Here is a 21117-nt window from a genome sequence, read left to right as displayed (position 1 = left end):
TCAAAGAACACACACCCACCAAATACTCACCCCTACCAGGGCTTTCACCAGCAGACTTGTTCCAACCATCCAAGCTACACCCGTCTCCGGGGCAACTCTTCCAGCCTACCAGACCCAAACCCCAGCCCGCAACCCCGAAGAATTCCGAACCAGGAAGACCCAGCAACCCCCACCACTCTACCCGAGCCACAACGACTCGAACCAGACATACATTGGGGCGGCCAACAAAAAACCCGGTCTCCACTCCCCACCATCAGACCCTCTCAGGCCTTCCGGGGCGGCGCCGTGGCTCGCTGACTTGAAGAAAGTTACGCAACCGGATCGCCGGGGTCAAATCGCCAGTTCGGCGTCCCCCGGGCCGTCTATCGGTGCAGGTCACGGGTCTCCGAGTGGGACCGAGAAGCTCTGCCCCACGGCAAATCCGGTGAATCACATCGATGTGACGTGCGTCGCAAACCGTCCTTTCGGACAGGTCATCACCACCGCTCGGTCAGTTATGCGCAGGTCAGGGCGCTCCTACGGTCGACACATGACCGCATTCGATCTGGCAACGACCTCCACCATCGCGCCTGTCGATGCATCGCCGGCGCCGAAACCTCCACTGCGGGTTCGCCGATCTCCGCTTGTCCCGCCGGGTTTCTCGCGGTGCGGGCTCCTCTCCTGGCGTGAACAGAGCGGCGTCCTGCACATCGCCCATCCCTTCGACGAACGCAGCATCTCCGACGCGGTGGTCGTCGACGGACTCGTCGCTCTCGTCGAGGCCGGCCTGTTGACCGGTCAGGCGCAGTTCGAATCCGCGGCGATGGGCATCATCCGTACCTCGGCGGGCACGCCCGACGAGGCCTGGTCGGCCTTCTACGACAACTCACTGCGCGAACTACGCACGGGCGCATCGGCATTCGCTCCAGTTCACGAACGTGCGCAGAGTCTGATCGTCGGCCGGACCGTCCTCGAGGTGGGATCGTGTTTCGGCTTCTTCGCCCTCGCCTGCGCGGTGGACGGCCTGAATGTCTCTGCCTGCGACATCTCGCCCGGAGCGGTGTCGTTGCTCTCCCGCGCTGCCCATCGGCTCGGACTGCCCGTCGTCGCGTCCATCGGCGATGCGACCGCTCTCCCCTACCCGGCCGACTCGGCCGACACGGTGACGCTGATCCATCTCCTCGAACACCTCGATCCCGCCGCCGCGCACACCGCGATCGGCGAAGCGCTGCGGGTCGCCCGGAGGCGCGTGGTCATCGGCGTGCCGTTCGAAGACGAACCGAGCCCGCACTTCGGCCACCTCGTCCGGCTCACCGAGGACGACGTGTACGACTGGGCTCGAGCGGTCCCGCACACCGGAGCCGAGATCGTCGTCGACCACGGTGGCTGGCTGGTCCTCACCCCCGGCTCCTGACCCCGAACCGCCGTCGCCTCAGATCAGCCCGCGCTTGCTGGCGATGTAGACCGCATCGGTCCGCTTGGATACTCCGAGCTTGCGAATGATGTTGCGAATATGGAACTTCACGGTCGATTCCGAGATGTACAACGTCTCGCCGATCCGCTTGTTGGCCAGCCCGTCGGCAAGCAGACGCAGCACCTCACGCTCCCGGTCGCTGAGCGCTTCGGACGTCTCGTTCTCGCCCGACACCGCACGCAACACGACGGCCGCGCTGCGTGGGTCGAAGGCGCTGCCGCCGCCGGACACGGCCTGGATCGCGCGCACGAGTTCGGTCGTGTCGACGTCCTTCACCACGTATCCCCGGGCTCCTGCGCGCACGGCGCGAACCACCAGGTCATCGTCGAGGAACGTGGTGAGCACCAGCGCCGCGACGTCCGGGTGGCGCTGCGCGATCTCCTTGATGAGGCGCAGGCCCTCGTACTCGGTCCCGGCGGACAGCTTCAGATCGACGACCACGACATCTGGACGGTGCGCGTTCACCTCGGCGAGGGCAGCGTCGGCCGAACCCGCCTCGCCGACCACGTCGACCACGTCCTCGCGTTCCAGCAGCGACCGCATGCCCTGGCGCAGCAGGGCGTGGTCGTCGACGAGCAGTGTCCGGATGGGACGTCTGTTGGCGTTGTCGCTCAACCGAACTCCTTCGTTCCGAGCGGATCGTCCGCGACGGCGGCGCTCGTCGTGCCGATCGGCAGTGTCACCGCGACCCTGATCCCGCCGATGCGCGACCGGCGGATCCGGAGTTCGCCCCCGAGTTCGGCGGCGCGATACGACATGTTCGCCAGGCCGCGGTGCCGGCCGGCGGTGAGATCGCCCAGCGACGCGGTGCGCATCACGCGGCGCAGATGCTCGGGATCTCCGATGCCGTCGTCGTCGACCGACAGCCCGACGGTGTCCGCGGAGTAGGTGAGCGTCACGGTGACCTGGTGGGCGCGGGCATGGACGGCGGCGTTGAACAGGGCCTCGCCGGCGATGCGCAGGAGGGCGTGCTGCACCTCGTCGGCCAGCTCTCGCGCCCGGCCGCGTACGTGGACGGCCGTCCGCAGGTCCGGGGGCATGTGCAGCGAGCACAGTTCGGTCAGGACGTCGCGCACGCTGGGCGACGGCGCATTCGTCGCGTTGTTGAGCGCGTAGATGAACGACCTCAACTGTCCGACGGCCTCCTTGGTCAGCCGGCCGGCCATCTCCAGGCGATCGAGCGCGGGACCCTCGACGAGGTCGCGGCACAGTTCGATCTGTACGCCTGCCGACAGCACCGACTGGGTGACGGAGTCGTGGAGTTCCCGGGCGATCCGGGCGCGCTCCTCGTTGAGCACGGTCGCCCGCATCGCCGCCGACAGCTCCCGCTGGGTGCGTTCGAGCTCGGTGTTCCGCTTCGCGAGTTCCATTGCGTGGCTGTCGGTCTCGGAGAACAACTCGGCGTTGAGCAAGGCGACGATCGCCTGACTGGCCAGGATGCGCAGGACGACCAGGTCCGTGGGGTCGACCAGTCGACCGACCGGTGTCCAGGCCGACAGTCCCCCGACCACGTTGCCGTCGAGTTCGACCGGCACGTGAACGTGGTCCTCCTGCAGGATCGCGCCGTGCAGCACGGTCTCGTGTCCGCGCAGGATGTCGTTGAGCCGGTTGAGCACCTCATCGGGCAGGTCGTCGGGCGCGGCGGCCCGTTCGGAACCCTCGAAGGCGTAGAGCCGGCCGCTGCCCGCGCTGATCAGGTGGCGCGGGGCGGATTGTTCCAACCGCCCGTCCGCGAGCGCGAAGACGACCCAGTCCGCGCCGAGGTGGTCGCGCGCCGCCTCGACGACCGCGATGACCAGTGCCTCGGGCCCTTCGGCGGTACGGACGAGAGCACGCGAGATCCGCTCCAGCGCACCGACCACCCGACTCAGCCGCGCCTCGACCCCGCGCAGCGCCGCGTAGTGGCTGCCCTTGACGCTGCGGAGCCCGACCAGGCTGTCGAGGTCGGCTTGTTCGGGAAGAGCGCTTCGCTCGGGCGACGGACCGGTCATCACAGCGCTTCGGCGTAGAGGTCCCGGATGCCCGCGGCCTGCGGTCGTCGCGGGTTGGTGGTCATGCACGAATCGGCCAGCGCGTGGGTGGTGAGGCGGTCGAGGTCGGCGCTGCGCACGCCCAGCGGTTCCAGTGACGCCGGCATGCCGACCCGGGCGCCGAGCGCGGCGATCGCATCGGCCAGCCGGTCGGCGACGGTCCGGGCGTCGCCGGAGGTCTCGACCCCGATGGCGTCGGCCAGGTCGACGAACCCGTCCGCGCACACGTGGGCGTTGTACCGGATCACGTGCGGCAGCAGGACGGCGTTGATCGCACCGTGCGGCGCGTCGCAGTGCCCGCCGACCGGGTGACTCATCGCGTGGGTCGCGCCGAGGATCGCGTTGGTGAACGCCATCCCCGCACGCAGCGCGGCCAGTGACATCTCCTCGGCCGCCACCCGATCACGCGGGTCGTCGACGAGCCGCTCGAGATGCGTCCAGACTCCACGGATCGATTCCAGCGCAAGCGAATCCGTGAGCCGGCCGTGTGCCAGCGAGACATAGGCCTCGACGCAGTGGGTCAGCACGTCCATCCCGACCTGGGCGGTGACCTCGGCCGGCGCGGTCATCAGCAGGGTCGGGTCGCTCACCGTCACGTCCGGCACGAGTGACCGCCCGATGATGGTCACCTTTGTCCGCCGCTCGGCGTCGTTGATGATGCAGAACTGGGAGACGTCCGCGCCGCTGCCGGCCGTCGTCGGCACCGCGATGAGCGGCGGGAGCGGCCGTCGGGCGCGGTCTATCCCCTCGTATTCGAGGATGTGACCCCCGTTGGCGGCCAGCACGGCAACCCCTTTGGCGGCATCGATCACCGAACCGCCGCCCAGGGCGACGAGGCCGTCGGCATCGTGCGCCTTGTAGGCCAGAAACGCAGCCGCGACCTCACCGGACCGCGGATTGGGCGACACGTCCAGGTATGCCGCCGCGTCGAGCCCGCCGGCACGCAGCCCGGCGATGAGCTGTGCGTACCAGGGCGTGCGTTCCAGGCAACGGTCGCTGACCACGAACGGCCGGCGCATCCCGAGTCCCGCCGTCGCCACCGGCACCTCCCCGAAGGCTCCTGGTCCCAGGACGATCTCCGGTGTGTGGAACTTGGCGACCTGGCCCGATGTCCGCCGGCGCGCGTCACCCAGCATCCGACCTGCCTCCCATCCGTCCGCCCCGACCACACCGACCGTCCCGGCTCACCGGTACCCCGACGCTACCCACCTCATCTGAGCGCCGCACCCAACTCGTCGCAGCGCGCGAGCATCTCGGCGCCGTCTCGGACGCTGACGACACCGCTGCAGTGTTCGGCGTAGTCGGCCATCGCACACCCGGATTGCGACCAGTAGCGTTCGGGTTCCGGCGTGATCCAGGCGACCCGGTGCGACCGGCGACCGATCTCGGCGACGAGGTCGACACGCGGGTCGAGTCCGTTGCTGCGCGCGTCCCCGACGACGAGCACCGACGTCCGCCTGCTGATCAGGTCCCCGAAGTCGCCCAGCAACTCGCCGAACATCCGCCCGTAGTCGCTCGTCGCGGCGAGATCCAGACCGTCGGCGGCGAGCACTGCCGCGAGAGCAGAGTCGGCCGCCGCGGTCCGCAGTGCGGTCGTGACGCGCACCGGTCGATCAACGAACGCGACGACCTCACATCGATCGCCGAAGCGGTGCAGTGTCTGTGCCAGACGCAGGATGAACCCGGTGACCGGGCGGACCGACAACGACACGTCGACGAGGACCAGCATCCGGACCGGACCGGGCCGCCTGCGGCGCCGCCACAGTTCGGCGGGTACACCGTCGGTCGCGACCGCCGCGCGCATGGTCGCGCGGATGTCGAGGGCACCGCGGTCGACCGGGCGGACCACCCGACGCGGGGCGCCGCGCATGCGCTGGATCAGCCGGTGGCAGGCGCGATCGATCTCGGCCTGGTCGACGTACCCCTCGGCCCGCCGGTCGGCGCCGGACACCGCCTCGGCGCCGCCGTCGGCGTCCAACCGGGCGACCAGCGCATCGACGAAAGCACCCAGTGCCCGTTCGAGTTCGGCCCGCCGGGCGGCGCCGAGGTCGTCGTTGCCGTCGGAGCCGTATGCCTTGCGCGGGTCGTAGGCGTCGAGTGCGGCGAGGATGGCGTGGGCGCCGGCCAGCCCGAGCGGCCGGCTCGAGACGCGGGCCGCCGATCCGGTCAACTCGCCGACAGTCGCCGAGTCGGCGGTGTCGACCTCGACCGTGTACGTCACTCCCCCACCGGTCGTACCGCCGTCGGGGTCGACGCCGAGCTGTTCGGCGCCGGCCGAGACGCTGAAGTCGTTCTCCTCCCGGTGAGCGCTCTCGGCGTCGCGGTGCGCGGCGTCGGGATCGTCGGCCATCAGGTGACCGATCTCGTCGGTGTGCTCGTCGGCGCCTATCTGGCGGGCAGCACCCTCGAATTCCTCGTCCCAGACCACGTCATCGGGCAGATCGGCCGCGACGCCGCGGGTCCGGGGAAGGTCGTCCTCGTCCGCCTCATCGGGTTCGGTGCCGAGGAAGAACAGTCCGAAGGCACGCTCGAAACCTGCCGTCTCGTAACCGTATTTGACGCACACGCTCCGTAGCGCCGCACGTAGGACCACCGGCTCGGCGGCCCCGACCATCGACAGGGTCCGCCGGATCTCGATGACCTCGGCGGGCGAGGCCGCGACCCCGGAGCTCCGCAGCACCCTTCCGAACGCGACCGCGACCAGGTCGAGCGGGTCCGCCCGCCTCGACGCGGCCACGGGCACCGGGCTCGTCGACGTCGCAGTCATCAGGGTCATCGACCCGGGCGGACACCCGCACTGCGGGCACGGCCGGCACCGAACGCGCGGGCGGTCACCGACCCGCCGGGTGTCGTCCCGTCGACGCCGATCGGCGACCCGGCCGCCGGGGAGGAGCCCGGGTCGGTCGCGGAGGACAGTGCGCGCCGGGCGATCTCACCGTCGGAGCCGAACTTCACGAGCAACGCCAGCAGAGCGCCGTGGTGATGCGCGCCGATCGGCTCCCCCGCCTTCCCGTCCCGGGCGCCGAGGTAGGAGGCGGCCCGCGCGGCGTCGATCACCTCCGCGATGGACGGACTCTTGCGCAACGGGAGCTCTCGGAGGCGACGCGCGAGGTCGACCACCTCGCCGATGACCGTCTCCTCGACGTCGGGTGCGCGGACCGCGACGATGTCCCGTTCCGTCTGCGGGTCCGGGTAGTCGACCTGGAAGTGCAGGCAGCGACGCTTGAGCGCCGGCGAGAGTTCCCGGGTGTCGTTGGAGGTCAGGATGACCCACGGTGACGAGCGCGCCGTGAACGTCCCGAGTTCGGGGACGGTCACCTGGCGCTCGGCGAGGACCTCGAGCATGACCGCCTCCATCGCCTCGTCGGTGCGGTCGATCTCGTCCACGAGCAGGACCGTCGGCGACGGCGACGTGATGGCCGCCATCAGTGGTCGGGCCACCAGGAAGTCCTCGGTGTAGACCCCGACCTCGGCGCGCGCCAGCGCCGCACCGGCGGCCGAGAGGGTCGTCTCGGCGGCGAGTTCGGCACTGATCCGATCGCGCAGCATCTGCACATGGAGAAGCTGTCGCGCGTAATCCCATTCGTAGAGAGCACGCGACTCGTCGAGACCCTCGTAGCACTGCAGTCGGACGAGCTCGCGCCCCGATGCCGCCGCCAACGCCTTCGCCAGCTCCGTCTTGCCGACCCCGGCCGGCCCCTCCAGCAGGAGGGGCCGGTCGAGGAGCGTCGCGAGATGGACGACGACCGCCAGTTCCGGACCGATCAGGTAGCCCTGCTCACCCAGCGCGTCGGTCAGCTCCTCCACGGAAGGGAAGGAACGGCTGTCCGGGGTGATGTCCCGGGTGATGTCCTCGGTCGTTTCCCGAGTTGCGCACACATGCGTCATCGGATGTCGGACTCCTTGTCGGCCTACGGTTCTCGGAACAGATCGGGATCTCGGATCAGGCGGGCGAGCCGGGTGATCAGTAGCTTCCGGTGAAGGCGTGCGCCACCATCGGGATCAGCGATTCGACGGTGCTCTCCCGCGGGTTGCCCGGCGTGCACCAGTCGTCCATCATGTGCTCGGCGATCGCGCGGATCTGCTTGTCGGAGGTGTCCATGGTCTCGCCACGACCCTCGTACTTGCCGGTGTTCATCCGGTTCTTGTCGTAGCTGCTCGTCGACAGCTGGCCGAAGTTGTCCGGGATACCGAGGTCCTTGGACAGCCGGATGGCCTCCTCGACGGCGGCGTCGGCCGCCTGGACGGTGGTCATCTTCGACGTGTCGACACCGAGAAGGGCGGCGATCTCGGCGTAGCGCTCGAAGCGGGCCGGCAGGTTGTACTCCCACACGCGAGGCAGCGCGATGGCGTTGTTCAGTCCGTGATGGCTGTCGTAGAACGCGCTCACCGCGTGCGACAGCGAGTGCACGAGTCCGAGACCGCCGGAGTTGAAGGCCTGCGCGGCGATGTACTGCGCGTGCATCATCCCGGTGCGGGCCGCCAGGTTTCGCGGATCGTAGACCGCCGTGCGCAGATGATCACGGATCAACTCGATCGAGTACTTGGCATTGCCCAGCGAGGGGGCGAAGTCCAGACGCGAGACATAGGGCTCACTGGCGTGGGCGAGCACGTCGAAACCGCAGAAGGCCGTGAAGTGCTCGGGGCACGTGTAGTAGAGCAGCGGGTCGTCCATCGCCAGGTCCACGAGACAGGTGTCGTCGAACGCCACCCACTTGTGCGGCTTGTTCATGTCCGAGGTGTCGGTGATGACGTACGCCCAGGAAGTCTCCGAGCCGGTGCCCGCCGTGGTCGAGACCGCGATGTGCTTCGGGTTCTCCTTGTTGGTCGCCTTCGAGAACCCTTCGAACTCGTTGATGTTGCGCCCGTCGTGGGCGATGACCATGCGGGCGCCCTTGGCGGCGTCGTGACTGGAGCCGCCGCCCACGGAGATGATGCCGTCGCACTTCTCCGACTGGTAGAGCGCTGCGGCGTCCATGCAGTTGTAGTCCTTGGGGTTGGACTCCACCTGGTCGTAGAGCACCACGTCGACGCCCTGGTATTCGATCTTGCCGATCAGCTCCTCGATGATCCCGGAGCCGCGCAGCCCCGTGGTCATCAGCAGGGCGCGGGTCATGCCCAGGTCCTTGGCCTCGACACCGAGCATGTCGTGCGCCCCGACACCCAGCTTCGCCTTCGGGAACGGATGGAACTCCTTGATCGGGAAGTCCCAGATCTGGTTCAGCTCAATGGCCATGGTGGTGAACTCCTTGTGACGGTTGGGTCTGTCACAACGAGAATGTCGTCCAGATCACAACCGGGACAAGGGGTCCTGCCCGTACTCGACCACAGTGCACCCGGCCGGACGGGCCGGTACCTGTCCGATCGGACAGGGTTCAGTCGCGCACGCGCTCGATCTCGCCGCCGAGACTGCGCAGGATTTCCACGAAGTGGGGATAGCCGCGGTCGATGTGCTCGACGTCGTGTACCTCGGTCACCCCGTCGGCGACGAGCCCGGCCAGCACCAGACCGGCGCCCGCGCGGATGTCCGAGCACCAGACCGGCGCGCTCGACAGGCGGTCGATCCCGCGGATCACCGCGTGGTGACCGTCGGTCCGGGCGTCGGCCCCGAGACGGACCATCTCCTCCACGAAGCGGAAGCGTGCCTCGAAGACGTTCTCGGTAATGACCGACATTCCATCGGAGATCGCGGCGAGACCGATCGCCATCGGCTGCAGATCGGTGGGAAAGCCGGGGAACGGCAGGGTGGAGACGTTGACGGCGGTGGGACGGCGATCGTGCCGGACCCGAAAACCGTCGGCGAAGGTGTCGACCACGGCGCCGGTGTCGCCCAGTTTGTTCAGAACCAGCTGCAGGTGTTCGGGTTTCACGCCGCGCACGGTGACGTCACCGCGCGTCATGGCGGCCGCGATACCCCAGGTGGCACCGACGATGCGATCTCCGACCACACGGTGGGTCGTCGGATGCAGCCGGTCCACACCGACGACGGTCAGGGTCGAGGTGCCGGCACCCTCGATCTGTGCGCCCATCTGCTGCAGCATCACGCAGAGGTCGACTATCTCCGGCTCACGCGCGGCGTTGTCGATGGTGGTCTGCCCCTCGGCGAGCACCGCGGCCATGAGGATGTTCTCGGTCGCGCCCACCGACGGGAATTCCAGCGCGATCGGAGCGCCGATCAGGGTGTCGGCTTCGGCCACCACACAACCGTGTTCGATGGTGCTCGTGGCACCGAGAGCGCGCAGACCCGCCTGATGCATGTCGAGCGGCCGCGATCCGATCGCGTCGCCGCCGGGCAGCGCGACGACCGCGCGATGGCAGCGCGCCATCAACGGGCCGAGGACACACACCGAGGCGCGGAACTGACGGACAGCGGCGAAATCGGCGTGGAACTTCGGCTCGGCCGGAGCGGTGATGGTGACCGTCTCGCCGTCCATGTCGACGACCGCACCCAGGCCGCGCAGCACGTCGGCCATCAGCGGGACGTCGGCGATCTCGGGCGCATTGGTCAGCACCGTCGTCCCCTCGGCGAGAAGTGCCGCGGCCATGAGTTTCAGGACACTGTTCTTCGCGCCACCCACTGCCACCTCGCCGGACAGACGCGCTCCCCCGGACACCAGAAACCGATCGCTCACGCCTGCCACCTTAACCGCCCGGGTTCACGGCCCCCGGCGCAGTGGGTCCGTCCCAGCACGTCCGAGACCGTGCGTCCGGCCGCACGGGTGTCGCGCAGTACATTCGACGCATGGCGGTACACCTGACGAGGATCTACACCCGGACCGGTGACGACGGCTCCACCGGACTGAGCGACTTCTCCCGGGTACCCAAGACCGATCCGCGCGTGGTGGCCTACGCCGACTGCGACGAGGCGAACGCCGCCATCGGCCTCGCCCTGGCCCTCGGCGGCGACGTACCCGGTGACATCCGGGACGTCCTCACCACGATCCAGAACGACCTCTTCGACGCCGGCGCGGATCTGTCCACACCGGTCGTCGAGGACCCCCGGTACCCGCCGCTGCGCATCGCGGAGGACTACATCGACGCTCTCGAACGCTGGTGCGACGCCTTCGGCGCCGAACTGCCCGCGCTCGACTCCTTCGTCCTGCCGGGCGGGACACCCCTTGCCGCCCTGTTGCACCAGGCACGCACGGTCACGCGACGAGCGGAACGGTCGGCGTGGGCCGCCGTGGCGGCTCATCCGGACGACACCAGCGTGTTGCCGGCCAAGTACCTCAACCGGCTGTCGGATCTGCTGTTCATCCTGTCGCGGGTCGCGAACCGCACCCGACCCACCGCGGGAGGCGACCAGCAGCGCGCGGACTCACCCGGCGACGTCACCTGGGTTCCGGGCGGTAGCCGACAACGGCCACCCGCGAAGCCGGAGGCCTAGGCGCTCTTGCGTCGCTGCGATCTCGCGGACTGACGCGATTCCAGCCAGGACTGGAACGCGGTGACCGCACCCGGCCCCATGGCCAGTTCGTAGTCGTCGTCGGTCTGGCCGGCCGTCTGCACCTGCAGGATGAGCATCCCGTCCAGGATCTCGGTCTCGGTCCCCTCCGGCGCACGACGACCGGAGATCTCCATCCCCTGCCGCGCGAACGTCACGTTCGGCCCGGGCTTGAGCGAGGTGAGGCGGTAGTAGCGGAGCGCATGGTCGCTGTAGTGCACGGTGCCGTGCCGCCACCCCTCGTCGACCGCGGCGGGCACGGTGCGCAGCAGGACCGGCGTGCCGGCGCGCCGGAGCTGGGCGAGACGGATCGCCAGGAAGGCGCACAACAGGATCGCCGCCGCCAGCAGCACACTGAGCAACACGACCGCGAGCGACATCACCTACTCCTTCGTGCAGTCGCCACGTGCGGGCGAAACGTCGAACCCGGTAGGGCTCAAGACGGCTCGGGCTGCGCACACGCGGGGACTCCTGGGCTGTGCTGACAAGCATGCCAGAACCTGCACATGAGACGCCAAACGGCCTCGGCCGGCCACCGGAGCTCATCCGATGGCCGGCCGAGGCCGGTTGTTGACGCGAACCGCTCGCGCGGTCCGTTCTAGCGTGAAAGGTGTTGTGCCGCAGTCAGACGCGCGTGAGCACGGTGGTACTCCGGCGAATCCGGCTCCGCCTCGTCGAGCGCTGACTTCTCCGCGTTGACGTCGACGTCGTCGGCCCAGTCGGCAGACTCGGCCAGCACCGTCACGGCCTCGCCGGTGACGGAGAGGAACCCGCCCTCGACCGCAGCCGCACGACGGTTGCCGTTCTCCTCGACGATGACCACGAAGCCACCCGGGACCAGCTGGCCCAGGAGCGGCTCGTGGTTGGCCAGGACACCCAGCTCACCGACGGTGGTCTGCGCGATCACGAACGTGGCCTCTCCCGAGTACAGGCTCTGATCCGCGGAGACAACCTCCACGTGGAAGGACTTCTCAGCCATGGCGAATCGCTACTTTCCGCTGATCTTGGCGGCGGCGGCCTCCACGTCGTCGAGTCCACCGCAGCTGTTGAACGCCTGCTCGGGCAGGTGGTCGAACTCACCCTTGGCGACACGGTCGAAGGCCTCGATCGTGTCGGCGAGCGGGACGACCGAGCCCTTCTGGCCGGTGAACTTCTCGGCGACGAGGAAGTTCTGGCCGAGGAACTTCTGGATACGGCGAGCGCGCTGCACCGTGACCTTGTCCTCTTCGGAGAGCTCGTCCATACCGAGGATGGCGATGATGTCCTGCAGTTCCTTGTACTTCTGCAGGATGCGCTTGACCTCGTTGGCGACGCGGAAGTGCTCGTCGCCCACGATCGACGCCTCGAGGATGCGCGAGGTCGAGGTCAGCGGGTCCACGGCGGGGTAGATACCCAGCTGCGAGATCGGACGGGAGAGCTCGGTGGTCGCATCGAGGTGGGCGAACGTGGTGGCCGGCGCCGGGTCGGTGTAGTCGTCGGCGGGGACGTAGATCGCCTGCAGCGAGGTGATCGAGCGGCCCTTCGTCGAGGTGATGCGCTCCTGGAGCTCACCCATCTCGTCGGCCAGGGTCGGCTGGTAACCGACCGCGGACGGCATACGACCGAGGAGGGTCGAGACCTCCGAGCCGGCCTGCGTGAAGCGGAAGATGTTGTCGATGAAGAGCAGCACGTCCTGGTGCTTCACATCGCGGAAGTACTCCGCCATGGTCAGCGCCGACAGAGCCACGCGCATACGCGTGCCCGGCGGCTCGTCCATCTGACCGAACACCAACGCGGTGTCCTGCAGAACGCCCATCTCCTCCATCTCGAGATGGAGGTCGGTGCCCTCACGGGTGCGCTCGCCGACGCCGGCGAACACGGAGGTGCCGGAGAACTCACGCGCGATACGCGTGATCATCTCCTGGATGAGCACGGTCTTGCCGACGCCCGCACCACCGAACAGACCGATCTTGCCGCCCTTGACGTACGGGGTCAGCAGGTCGATGACCTTGATGCCGGTCTCGAGGATCTCGGTCTTGCCCTCGAGCTCGTCGAAGGCCGGCGGCTTGCGGTGGATGCTCCACTGCTCGCCGTCGCGGCCGAGGCCCGGGCTGTCCAGGCAGTCACCGAGCGCGTTGAAGACGTGACCCTTCACGACGTCGCCGACCGGCACGACGATCGACTTGCCGGTGTCGGAGACCGCCGCGCCGCGGACCAGGCCGTCGGTCGGCTGCATCGACACGGTGCGCACCAGGTTGTCGCCGAGGTGCTGGGCGACCTCGAGGGTGAGGGTCTTGGCGACCGAGGCGAGAGTGACCTCGGCGTGCAGGGCGTTGAACAGCTCAGGAATCGAGCCCCGCGGGAACTCGACGTCGACCACGGGGCCGATGATGCGGACGACCCGCCCGTCGGCGGAACCCGCCGACTTCGCGGAGGGGGTTTCTACTGCTGCGGTCATGGTGCTTGGGTCACTTCCTCTTATTCGAAGTATGGGTTCTCGTCGATCTCGGCTCGCGTGGTGCTCAGGCGACTAGCTCGCCACTGAGCTCGAACCGCCGACGATCTCGCTGATTTCCTGGGTGATCTGGGCCTGGCGGAGCTGGTTTGCCTCCCGCGACAGCGACTTGGACAGATCCTCGGCGTTGTCGGTGGCGGCCTTCATCGCGGTACGGCGCGCGGCCGACTCCGATGCCGACGAATCCAGCAGAGCCGCGTAGACCCGCGTCGCCACGTACTTCGGCAGCAGCGCGTCGAGCAGCGTCTCGGCCCCGGGCTCGAAGGTGTAGTTGCGCGACGGCGTGTCGTCCGACGAGTCGTCGTCGGTCGACACGACCAGCGGGGCAACGCGCCGGACCTCGGGCACCTGCGCCAGCATCGACTGGAAGCGGGTGTACACGAGGTGCAGCTCGTCGACGCCTTCGAGGCTGCCGTCGCCACCGGGGCGCTCGACCTCGGTACCCGATCCGGCCTGGAAGAGATCCACGAGGAAACTCGTCGCGGTCGCGGCGTCGGAGTACTGGGGTGACTCCGAGAAGCCCGTCCAGGAGTCCGAGACCTCGAGGCCGCGGAAGCCGAAGAAGCTCACACCCTTGCGTCCCATGACGAACAGGACCGCTTCCTTGCCCTCGTCGCGCAGGAGCGCGATGAGTTCACGGGTCGCCTTGAGCACGTTGGCGTTGTAGCCGCCGCACATACCCCGGTCGCTGGTGACGACCAGGACCGCGGCACGTTTCGGATTCTCCCGCTCGTTGAGCAGCGGGTTGTCCAGTGATCCCGAGTTGCTCGCCAGCTCCGAGAGCACGGCGGTCATCTCCTGCGAGTACGGCTTGGCCGCAGCCACCCGACCCTGGGCCTTAGTGATACGCGAGGTCGCGATCAGTTCCTGAGCCTTGGTGATCTTCTTGGTCGACTGGACCGACCGGATGCGTGAGCGCAGCTCACGAATGCTGGCCATGAGCCCTCACCCCTTCCTTATCGCGATGTCCGTTGACGTCTGAGATCACTTGCGGATCTTGATCTCTTCGTTCTCGACGTTGTCGGCATCCATGGCCTCGGCCTCGGCCTCGTTGACGACACGACGACCGTCGTGGGTGAGGTAGCCGTTCTTGAACTTGTTGGTCTCGGCGACCAGCGCCTCGGCCTGATCGTCGCCGAGCGCCTTGCCACCGGCGATCGCGTCGTAGACGCCGGTCGCGTTGTGGTGCAGGTGGCTCAGCAGCTGGGTCTCGAAGTTGCGCACGTCGTCGACCGGGACCGAGTCGTAGTGGCCCTCACCGCAGAGGTAGATCGAGACGATCTGGTCCTCGACCGAGAACGGGGTGTACTGGTCCTGCTTGAGCATCTCGACCCAGCGGGCACCGCGCTCGAGCTGCGCCTTCGACGCGTCGTCGAGGTCGGAGGCGAAGGCCGAGAACGCCTCCAGCTCGCGGAACTGCGCCAGCTCCAGACGCAACGAACCCGACACCTTCTTGAGGCCCTTGGTCTGGGCGGCACCACCGACGCGCGACACCGAGGTACCGACGTTGATGGCGGGACGGACACCCTTGTTGAAGAGGTCCGACTCCAGGAAGACCTGGCCGTCGGTGATCGAGATGACGTTGGTCGGGATGAACGCCGAGACGTCGTTGGCCTTGGTCTCGATGATCGGCAGACCGGTCATCGAACCGCCGCCGAGCTCGTCGGACAGCTTGGCGCAACGCTCCAGCAGACGGGAGTGCAAGTAGAAGACGTCACCGGGGTACGCCTCGCGACCCGGCGGACGACGCAGCAGCAGCGAGATCGCACGGTAGGCCTCGGCCTGCTTGGTCAGGTCGTCGAACACGATCAGGACGTGCTTGCCCTGGTACATCCAGTGCTGGCCAATGGCCGAGCCGGTGTACGGGGCCAGCCACTTGAAGCCGGCCGAGTCCGAGGCGGGAGCCGCGACGATGGTGGTGTACTCCATCGCGCCGGCCTCTTCGAGCGCCGACTTGACGCCCGCGATGGTCGAACCCTTCTGGCCGATCGCGACGTAGATGCAGCGAACCTGCTTGGTGGGGTCGCCGGTCTCCCAGTTGGCCTTCTGGTTCAGGATGGCGTCGATGCAGACCGCGGTCTTTCCGGTCTTGCGGTCGCCGATGACGAGCTGGCGCTGTCCGCGACCGATGGCGGTCATCGCGTCGATGGCCTTGATACCGGTCGCGAGGGACTCCTCGACCGGCTGGCGCTCGAGCACCGAGGCGGCCTGGAGCTCGAGGACGCGGTTCTCGTCGGACTCGATGTCGCCCTGGCCGTCGATCGGGGCGCCCAGCGGGTTGACGACGCGTCCGAGGAACGCGTCACCGACCGGAACGGAGAGCACGTCGCCGGTGCGGCTGACCTGCTGGCCTTCTTCCAGGGACTCGTAGTCACCCAGGATGACGGCGCCGATCTCGTCCTCGTCGAGGTTCAGCGCGACGCCCTGGACGCCGCCGGGGAACTCGAGGAGTTCGTTGGCCATTGCGCTCGGAAGGCCGCTGACGTGAGCGATGCCGTCCGACGTATCGGTGATGATGCCGACCTCGTCGCGCGACGCTTCGGCTTCGAACGACGAGACGTACTGCTCGATCGCTCCCTTGATCTCGTCTGGTGAGATCGTCAACTCCGCCATGGGTTCTCGTCTTTCCTTGTTTCGGCTCTGGGACTCAGCGGTCCGAGCTTGAGGGGCTTCGTGGGTTCGGGTGTCGGGTGAGGAGTTCGTCAGCGCGGCAGTGTTTCCGCGGCCTTGGCCAGGCGTGTCGCGACGTCGGCGTCGATGACCTCGTCGCCGACGCTGATCCGGAGACCGCCGAGCAGTTCGGGCGCGACCTCGGTCTGCACCGAGATCGTCCGGCCGTAGATTCCGCCGAGCACGCCCGACAGTCGATCGATCTGGGCATCTGACAGCGATGAGGCGGACACCACATGGGCGACCGACTCGCCGCGACGGGCGGCGGCCAGCTCGGCGAGCTGGTCGACCGCGACATCGGCGGCCTGGCCGTGCAGCAGACGCACGGTCGAGGCCAGCAAGGTCCAGGTGTGGGTGCCGACCTTGTCGCCGACCAGCTTCTGGAGCAGGTCGACGCGCTTGTCTGCGTCCTTGCCGTGGTCCGACAGCAGCGAGGAGAGCTGCGGGTTGGCCTCGAGGACTCGGCTCACACGGAAGAGCTCGTCCTCGACCTGCTCGATGACGCCGTCACGTTCGGCGGCGGTGAGCACGATGAGGGAGTTCTGGCGACGCAGACCGACGACGAAGTCGCTTGACGACGACCACCGCTGACTCGAAGCGGTTGCGAGCACCTCGACGACGACCGGCGCGAGCTTGCCGTCGAACAGGCGGTGCACCAGGGCTTTCTTGCCCTCGGGATTCTCGTCGTCCTCGACCAGGCGCTTGCGCAGCACCGGGTTCTCGCCGAGGAAGTTGATCGCCGCGGTGAGGTCACCCGACGCAGCGGCCAATGCCGAACCGTCGAGATCGGCTGCCGCCGAGTCGAACTGCTCCGACACAGCCAGTGCGGCATCGCGACTGGCGGCACGCATCGCGTGCAGACCGACGAGCGAGGCGCTCGAGGGAACCGAGTTCGACGAGCCCGACGACATCTCCTCGAGTTCATCGATGACGCGGTCGACGCTCGCCGCCTGGGCGGAGTCGTCGGCCAGGTGGTTGCGCACGAGCTCGCCGGCCTTGTCGACCGCGGTGAGCCCGAGGTCGGTGCGAAGCTGACGAACCAGGTTGGCGCGCACCAGGGCGACCTGGTTGCGGCCGTGCTCGGAGATGCGCTTGACCTCGTGGTCGGCCTGGGCGCGGATGTCGGAGGTGATCGCCTCGGCATCGGCCGCGGCGTCCTTCTTCAACTGCTCGGCCTCGGCCTTCGCCTCGGCCACGGCCTTCTCGCGAGCCTGCTTGCCGTCTTCGACGCGCTTGGACGCGGCCGCGCTCTCGGCGAGCTGCTGACGGACGGTCTCCTGTCGATCCCGCATCATCTTCTGCACCGGCGGGCGGACGTACTTCCACAGCAGGAAGATGATGACCGCGAAGCCGAAGAGCTGAGCGATGAAGATCGCGGGGTCGAACGCAGCACCGATGTCGTGGAGCCAGGTGCCGATGGGCCCCTGGTCGGATTCGGTCTCAGTGTTGGCAGCCATGATCAGTTCACCGCTCCGCTCGTCGATCGGGTATCGGAAAGAGTGGCCGAGTCGACACCGAGCACACGCGCCGCAAGAGTCTTGGCGAGTGCGTCCACATCAGCTGCAGCCGTCGAGGCGGCCTGCTCACCCTGCGTCGCCAGCTCAGAGCTGGTCGACTGCAGGGCAGCGTCGGCCTCGGCGGTCGCTGCCTGCTTCATCTCGTTCAGCTGTTCACGCCCCTGGGCGCGAGCGTCGTCGCGCTTGGCGGTGGCCTCACCGCGCGCTTCCTTCAGGAGCGAACGGAACTGCACGTCCGCATCCTCGAATTCGGCGGCGGCGGTGCGATTGTCCTCCACGGTGCGGTGGATCATCGCGTCCCGCTCCTCGAGGACCTGCTGGATCGGCGGAACCACGAACTTGCGGATGACCAGCAGCAAAATCACGAAGATGAGCAGGACAACGAAGAACGTTCCATTCGGGAGCAGGAAGTTCTCTGCAGCAAGCGTCATTGTGGTGAGGTGTCGTTTCTACTCGGCGACAAAAGGGAGAGCGACGATCAGCCGGCGCTGATCGGGGTGGCGAACACGAAGAGCGCCATGAAGGCCAGGTTGATGAAGTAGGCCGCCTCGACCAGACCGACGGTGATGAAGAACGGGGTGAACAGGCGACCCTGTGCCTCGGGCTGACGGGCGATACCGGCGATCAGCTGGCTACCGGCCAGACCGTTACCGATACCGGCACCGACGGCGCCACCGGCCATGATCAGGCCGCCACCGATGAGTGCGCCGAGGCCAATCATTGGATCCATTGTGATATTTCCCTTTCGTTGCTGACATCTGGTGTGTCAGGTCTCTGGTTGCGCCGACAGGTGCCGGAGCAGGTCGTCATGTTCGGTTGTGGGCGCGGTCGTGAGTGCCCCGCGCGGGTGCCCGGTCCGGGCGGTCAGTGATCCTCGGTCTCCATCGACTGCGAGAAGTAGAGGATCGTCAGCAGCGCGAAGATGAACGCCTGGATCAGACCGACGAAGAGCTCGAAGGACTTCCAGATCGCGTTGGGCGCCCACATGATGTACGGCGGGAACAAAGCGATCAGCGCGACCATCATGCTGCCGGCGAAGACGTTGCCGAAGAGTCGCAGCGACAGCGAGATCGGCTTGGTGAACTCCTCGATCACGTTGATCGGCGCGAGGAACGCGACGTGGCCCTTGATGATCCGCTTGGGGTGACCCAGCAGGCCGCGCGCCCGGAAGCCGGCGATCTGGTACCAGACGAAGACGAAGATCGCGAGGGCGTAGGCGAAGTTCACGTCCGCGGCCGGCGGCTTGAGGATCTCGTGATGACCGACCTGGACCGGCAGGATCGACAGCCAGTTGGAGATCAGGATGAAGGTGAAGAGCGAGACCGCGAGCGGGAGGACGTACGGCGCGATCTTCATGCCGATGGCACTCTCGACCTGGCCACGCATCTGGATGGTGATGGCCTCCCAGAACAGCTGCACACCCGACGGCACACCGGTCGAGGTGACCTTCGACTTCAGGTAGAAGGCCAGCGCGAGCAAGATCGCCGCGGCCAGCGCCGTCGCGATGATGGTCTCCAGGTTGAAGGTCAGCCCGAACAGCTCGAACTTGGTGTAATGACCCACCTGGATGGCCGGTTCGCCATCCTCTGCGGCAAGGTTGAAGGCGGTCGTCATGGTTGGCTACGAAGTCCTTTCATCACCGGAATGACCGTGTTCAGCACCAAGACCACTTGGCCGATGGCGAGTCCGAACATCGCGCCCAACCCGTCGGGTTGGACCAGGAAAGCCGCCAGCAGCGCGAGCGCCGTGATGGCACCGAGTCGCATGGCGGAGTTGAGAGCAAGTGCGGTCTTGCGGGGGTTGTCGTCGGCGACGACGACGTCGACAGCACGTCGGACGAGGATCGCGTTGACGAAGATCCCGGCAACGCCGAGCAGGAAGAACACCGCGAAGAGCGGATGTCCGACGGCGAGCGAGACACCGGCGACCACCACGACGAACCCGCCCGCGATGAGCGCGGGGCGGCGGAGTCCGGTCGGCGCCTGCGGATAGACGGGGGCCGAATCAGGGGCAGATGCGGTCATGTCCCTCTCCTCAGCTCTCCTACTCCATACCGATGGCACGGGGCACCCGCGTACGTGCAGCAACACATGGCCGCTGGGCGTCAGCTCGCGTTTGGTGTGACCCTACCAACACCATTCCTGGTGTCTCACCGGGGGGTATACGTGGCAAGAGACGGAACCGGGGCTTTGTGTCCGGATCTGGCTCCCACTGACTACTACAGGCGATAGTACACCAGTATTTACGGTTTCCTTACCTTAGGCCCAGGCGGCGCATTCTCGTCAAACGCCAGGTCCCGCTCCCGAGGTCAGCGATACGCCTTGGTGGCCGTGCGGAGTTCGGCGAAGCGTCGGTGCAGCCGCGGCGCCATCGTGACCAGCATGGCGACGATGAGTCCCGCACCGAAAGCCGGGGCGACCACCGAGAGCGGGAACAGCGTGCTCGCCGCCGCCGAGAACGCCAGGACCCCGACCCACAGGTAGATGATCAGCGCGACGCGGCGCTGGGAGTGTCCGAGTTCGAGCAGCCGATGGTGCAGGTGCATCTTGTCCGGAGTGTAGAAGCCCACGCCGGCCCGGGTCCGCCGGATCACTGCCAGGAGCATGTCGAGCATCGGGATGAAGACGACGGCGGCGACGAGGATCAGTGGGGACAGCAGGGTGAAGATGTCCGCCGGGCCATAGGCGTTGACGGCGATGCGGCCGGATGCGCTCGTGGAGGCCGCGGCGAGCAGCAGTCCGATCAGCATCGCACCCGAGTCACCCATGAAAATCCTTGCGGGAGAGAAGTTGTGCGGCAAGAAGCCGAGGCACGCACCCGCCAGCGCCATCGAGATGAGGGCCGGCGGGTAGTAGCTGACATCGCCTCCCTGGTCACGCAACAGCCCCAGGGAGAACATGCAGATCGCGGCCGCCGCGATGAGACCGAGCCCGGCGGCCAGACCATCCAGACCGTCGACGAAGTTGATCGCGTTGATCGTCGCGACCGTGATCGCGACCGTCAGCAGACCGGCCTGCAGCGGGTCGAGCACGAGCGTGCCGATGTTGGCGAACGGGATGTAGAGCTGTAGCCAGCTGATGCCGAGCAGCACTAGCACCCCCGCCGCGGTGAGCTGTCCGACGAACTTGGTCAGCGCGTCCAGGCCCCACCGGTCGTCGACGACGCCGACGAGGACGATGACCGTGCCTGCGGCGATCACCGCGGTCATGTCGGTGGTGTAGGCGAACCCGCGGTTGAGCGCGGGGAGGTTGGCGGCCAGGGCGATACCCGCGACCACTCCCCCGAACATCCCGAGCCCACCGAGACGGGGCGTGGGGATCACGTGTACGTCGCGGACCCGCGGAACGGCGACCGCGCCGGCGCGGATGGCGAAGACGCGTACCGCGGAGGTCAGCAGGTACGTCATCGCGGCAGCGGTCAGGCCCACGAGCAGGAGCTCGCGCAGGGGCACGCCCGTCCCTCCCCCATCCGCGGCGGCGAGCAACACCGGTGCGGCACCGGTCATCGCG

20 protein-coding genes are annotated in these 21117 nt (G+C 67.7%); 2 read left to right on the top strand and 18 right to left on the bottom strand.

Going from position 1 to position 21117, the window contains the following annotated elements:
- Positions 1 to 529 precede the first annotated feature (529 nt).
- Positions 530 to 1393, top strand: coding sequence for a mycofactocin oligosaccharide methyltransferase MftM (mftM, locus tag CA982_RS13895; RefSeq protein ID WP_086535896.1), 864 nt, complete (start codon positions 530 to 532; stop codon positions 1391 to 1393).
- 18 nt (positions 1394 to 1411) lie between these two features.
- Here mftM and CA982_RS13890 read toward each other — a convergent pair whose 3' ends face one another.
- The 7 genes from CA982_RS13890 to murA all read right to left on the bottom strand — a co-directional run bounded on the left by CA982_RS13890 (position 1412) and on the right by murA (position 10115).
- Positions 1412 to 2068, bottom strand: a complete 657-nt coding sequence (locus CA982_RS13890) for a MadR family response regulator transcription factor (RefSeq protein WP_086535895.1) — start codon at positions 2066 to 2068, stop codon at positions 1412 to 1414.
- Complete coding sequence (locus CA982_RS13885; RefSeq protein WP_086535894.1) at positions 2065 to 3444, bottom strand: MadS family sensor histidine kinase; 1380 nt, start codon at positions 3442 to 3444, stop codon at positions 2065 to 2067. The genes CA982_RS13890 and CA982_RS13885 overlap by 4 nt, the downstream gene beginning before the upstream one ends.
- On the bottom strand, positions 3444 to 4619 hold the full coding sequence (locus CA982_RS13880; RefSeq protein WP_086535893.1) for an iron-containing alcohol dehydrogenase: 1176 nt from the start codon (positions 4617 to 4619) through the stop codon (positions 3444 to 3446). The genes CA982_RS13885 and CA982_RS13880 overlap by 1 nt, the downstream gene beginning before the upstream one ends.
- Before the next feature lie 74 nt (positions 4620 to 4693).
- A complete protein-coding gene (gene madC / locus CA982_RS13875; protein WP_086535892.1) occupies positions 4694 to 6250 on the bottom strand; it encodes a MadC family VWA domain-containing protein in 1557 nt (518 codons plus the stop codon).
- Positions 6251 to 6255: 5 nt separating this feature from the next.
- Positions 6256 to 7371: a MadB family AAA-type ATPase gene (locus tag CA982_RS13870; protein WP_086535891.1), complete on the bottom strand. Its 1116-nt coding sequence runs from the start codon at positions 7369 to 7371 to the stop codon at positions 6256 to 6258.
- A gap of 76 nt (positions 7372 to 7447) precedes the next feature.
- On the bottom strand, positions 7448 to 8719 hold the full coding sequence (gene mdo / locus CA982_RS13865; RefSeq protein ID WP_086535890.1) for an NDMA-dependent methanol dehydrogenase: 1272 nt from the start codon (positions 8717 to 8719) through the stop codon (positions 7448 to 7450).
- Between the two features lie 139 nt (positions 8720 to 8858).
- The gene (gene murA / locus CA982_RS13860; protein ID WP_086535889.1) at positions 8859 to 10115 is read right to left on the bottom strand and encodes a UDP-N-acetylglucosamine 1-carboxyvinyltransferase; all 1257 of its coding nucleotides are present in this window, start codon (positions 10113 to 10115) and stop codon (positions 8859 to 8861) included.
- 110 nt (positions 10116 to 10225) lie between these two features.
- Between murA and CA982_RS13855 the strand changes: the two genes are divergently transcribed.
- Positions 10226 to 10870 carry a cob(I)yrinic acid a,c-diamide adenosyltransferase gene (locus tag CA982_RS13855; protein ID WP_086535888.1) on the top strand — a complete coding sequence of 215 codons (645 nt, stop codon included), beginning with the start codon at positions 10226 to 10228 and terminating at the stop codon, positions 10868 to 10870.
- Here the strand turns inward: CA982_RS13855 and CA982_RS13850 are convergent.
- From CA982_RS13850 to CA982_RS13800, 11 genes are all read right to left on the bottom strand, one after another.
- A complete protein-coding gene (locus CA982_RS13850; protein ID WP_086535887.1) occupies positions 10867 to 11307 on the bottom strand; it encodes a DUF2550 domain-containing protein in 441 nt (146 codons plus the stop codon). The genes CA982_RS13855 and CA982_RS13850 overlap by 4 nt on opposite strands.
- Before the next feature lie 218 nt (positions 11308 to 11525).
- On the bottom strand, positions 11526 to 11906 hold the full coding sequence (locus CA982_RS13845) for a F0F1 ATP synthase subunit epsilon (RefSeq protein WP_086535886.1): 381 nt from the start codon (positions 11904 to 11906) through the stop codon (positions 11526 to 11528).
- 9 nt (positions 11907 to 11915) lie between these two features.
- Positions 11916 to 13364 (bottom strand): F0F1 ATP synthase subunit beta, encoded by a 1449-nt coding sequence (gene atpD, locus CA982_RS13840; protein ID WP_086535885.1) that lies wholly within the window; start codon positions 13362 to 13364, stop codon positions 11916 to 11918.
- A gap of 72 nt (positions 13365 to 13436) precedes the next feature.
- The gene (locus CA982_RS13835; RefSeq protein WP_086535884.1) at positions 13437 to 14360 is read right to left on the bottom strand and encodes a F0F1 ATP synthase subunit gamma; all 924 of its coding nucleotides are present in this window, start codon (positions 14358 to 14360) and stop codon (positions 13437 to 13439) included.
- A gap of 45 nt (positions 14361 to 14405) precedes the next feature.
- Positions 14406 to 16034 (bottom strand): F0F1 ATP synthase subunit alpha, encoded by a 1629-nt coding sequence (gene atpA / locus CA982_RS13830; protein ID WP_086535883.1) that lies wholly within the window; start codon positions 16032 to 16034, stop codon positions 14406 to 14408.
- An 89-nt stretch (positions 16035 to 16123) separates the two neighbouring features.
- On the bottom strand, positions 16124 to 17548 hold the full coding sequence (locus CA982_RS13825) for a F0F1 ATP synthase subunit B/delta (protein ID WP_086535882.1): 1425 nt from the start codon (positions 17546 to 17548) through the stop codon (positions 16124 to 16126).
- Positions 17549 to 17550: 2 nt separating this feature from the next.
- Positions 17551 to 18039 carry a F0F1 ATP synthase subunit B gene (locus tag CA982_RS13820; protein ID WP_010842981.1) on the bottom strand — a complete coding sequence of 163 codons (489 nt, stop codon included), beginning with the start codon at positions 18037 to 18039 and terminating at the stop codon, positions 17551 to 17553.
- Between the two features lie 47 nt (positions 18040 to 18086).
- Positions 18087 to 18338, bottom strand: coding sequence for a F0F1 ATP synthase subunit C (locus CA982_RS13815; protein ID WP_004021252.1), 252 nt, complete (start codon positions 18336 to 18338; stop codon positions 18087 to 18089).
- A gap of 134 nt (positions 18339 to 18472) precedes the next feature.
- A complete protein-coding gene (atpB, locus tag CA982_RS13810; protein WP_004021251.1) occupies positions 18473 to 19222 on the bottom strand; it encodes a F0F1 ATP synthase subunit A in 750 nt (249 codons plus the stop codon).
- A complete protein-coding gene (locus tag CA982_RS13805; protein WP_086535881.1) occupies positions 19219 to 19632 on the bottom strand; it encodes a hypothetical protein in 414 nt (137 codons plus the stop codon). The genes atpB and CA982_RS13805 overlap by 4 nt, the downstream gene beginning before the upstream one ends.
- Before the next feature lie 284 nt (positions 19633 to 19916).
- Positions 19917 to 21113 (bottom strand): glycosyltransferase family 4 protein, encoded by a 1197-nt coding sequence (locus CA982_RS13800; RefSeq protein ID WP_086535880.1) that lies wholly within the window; start codon positions 21111 to 21113, stop codon positions 19917 to 19919.
- Positions 21114 to 21117 lie beyond the last annotated feature (4 nt).

This window comes from Gordonia lacunae (genome assembly GCF_002149015.1).
Lineage (GTDB): Bacteria > Actinomycetota > Actinomycetes > Mycobacteriales > Mycobacteriaceae > Gordonia > Gordonia lacunae.
The sequence above is the reverse complement of the archived record's forward strand: the minus strand, read 5'-3'. Positions and strand labels throughout refer to the sequence as shown.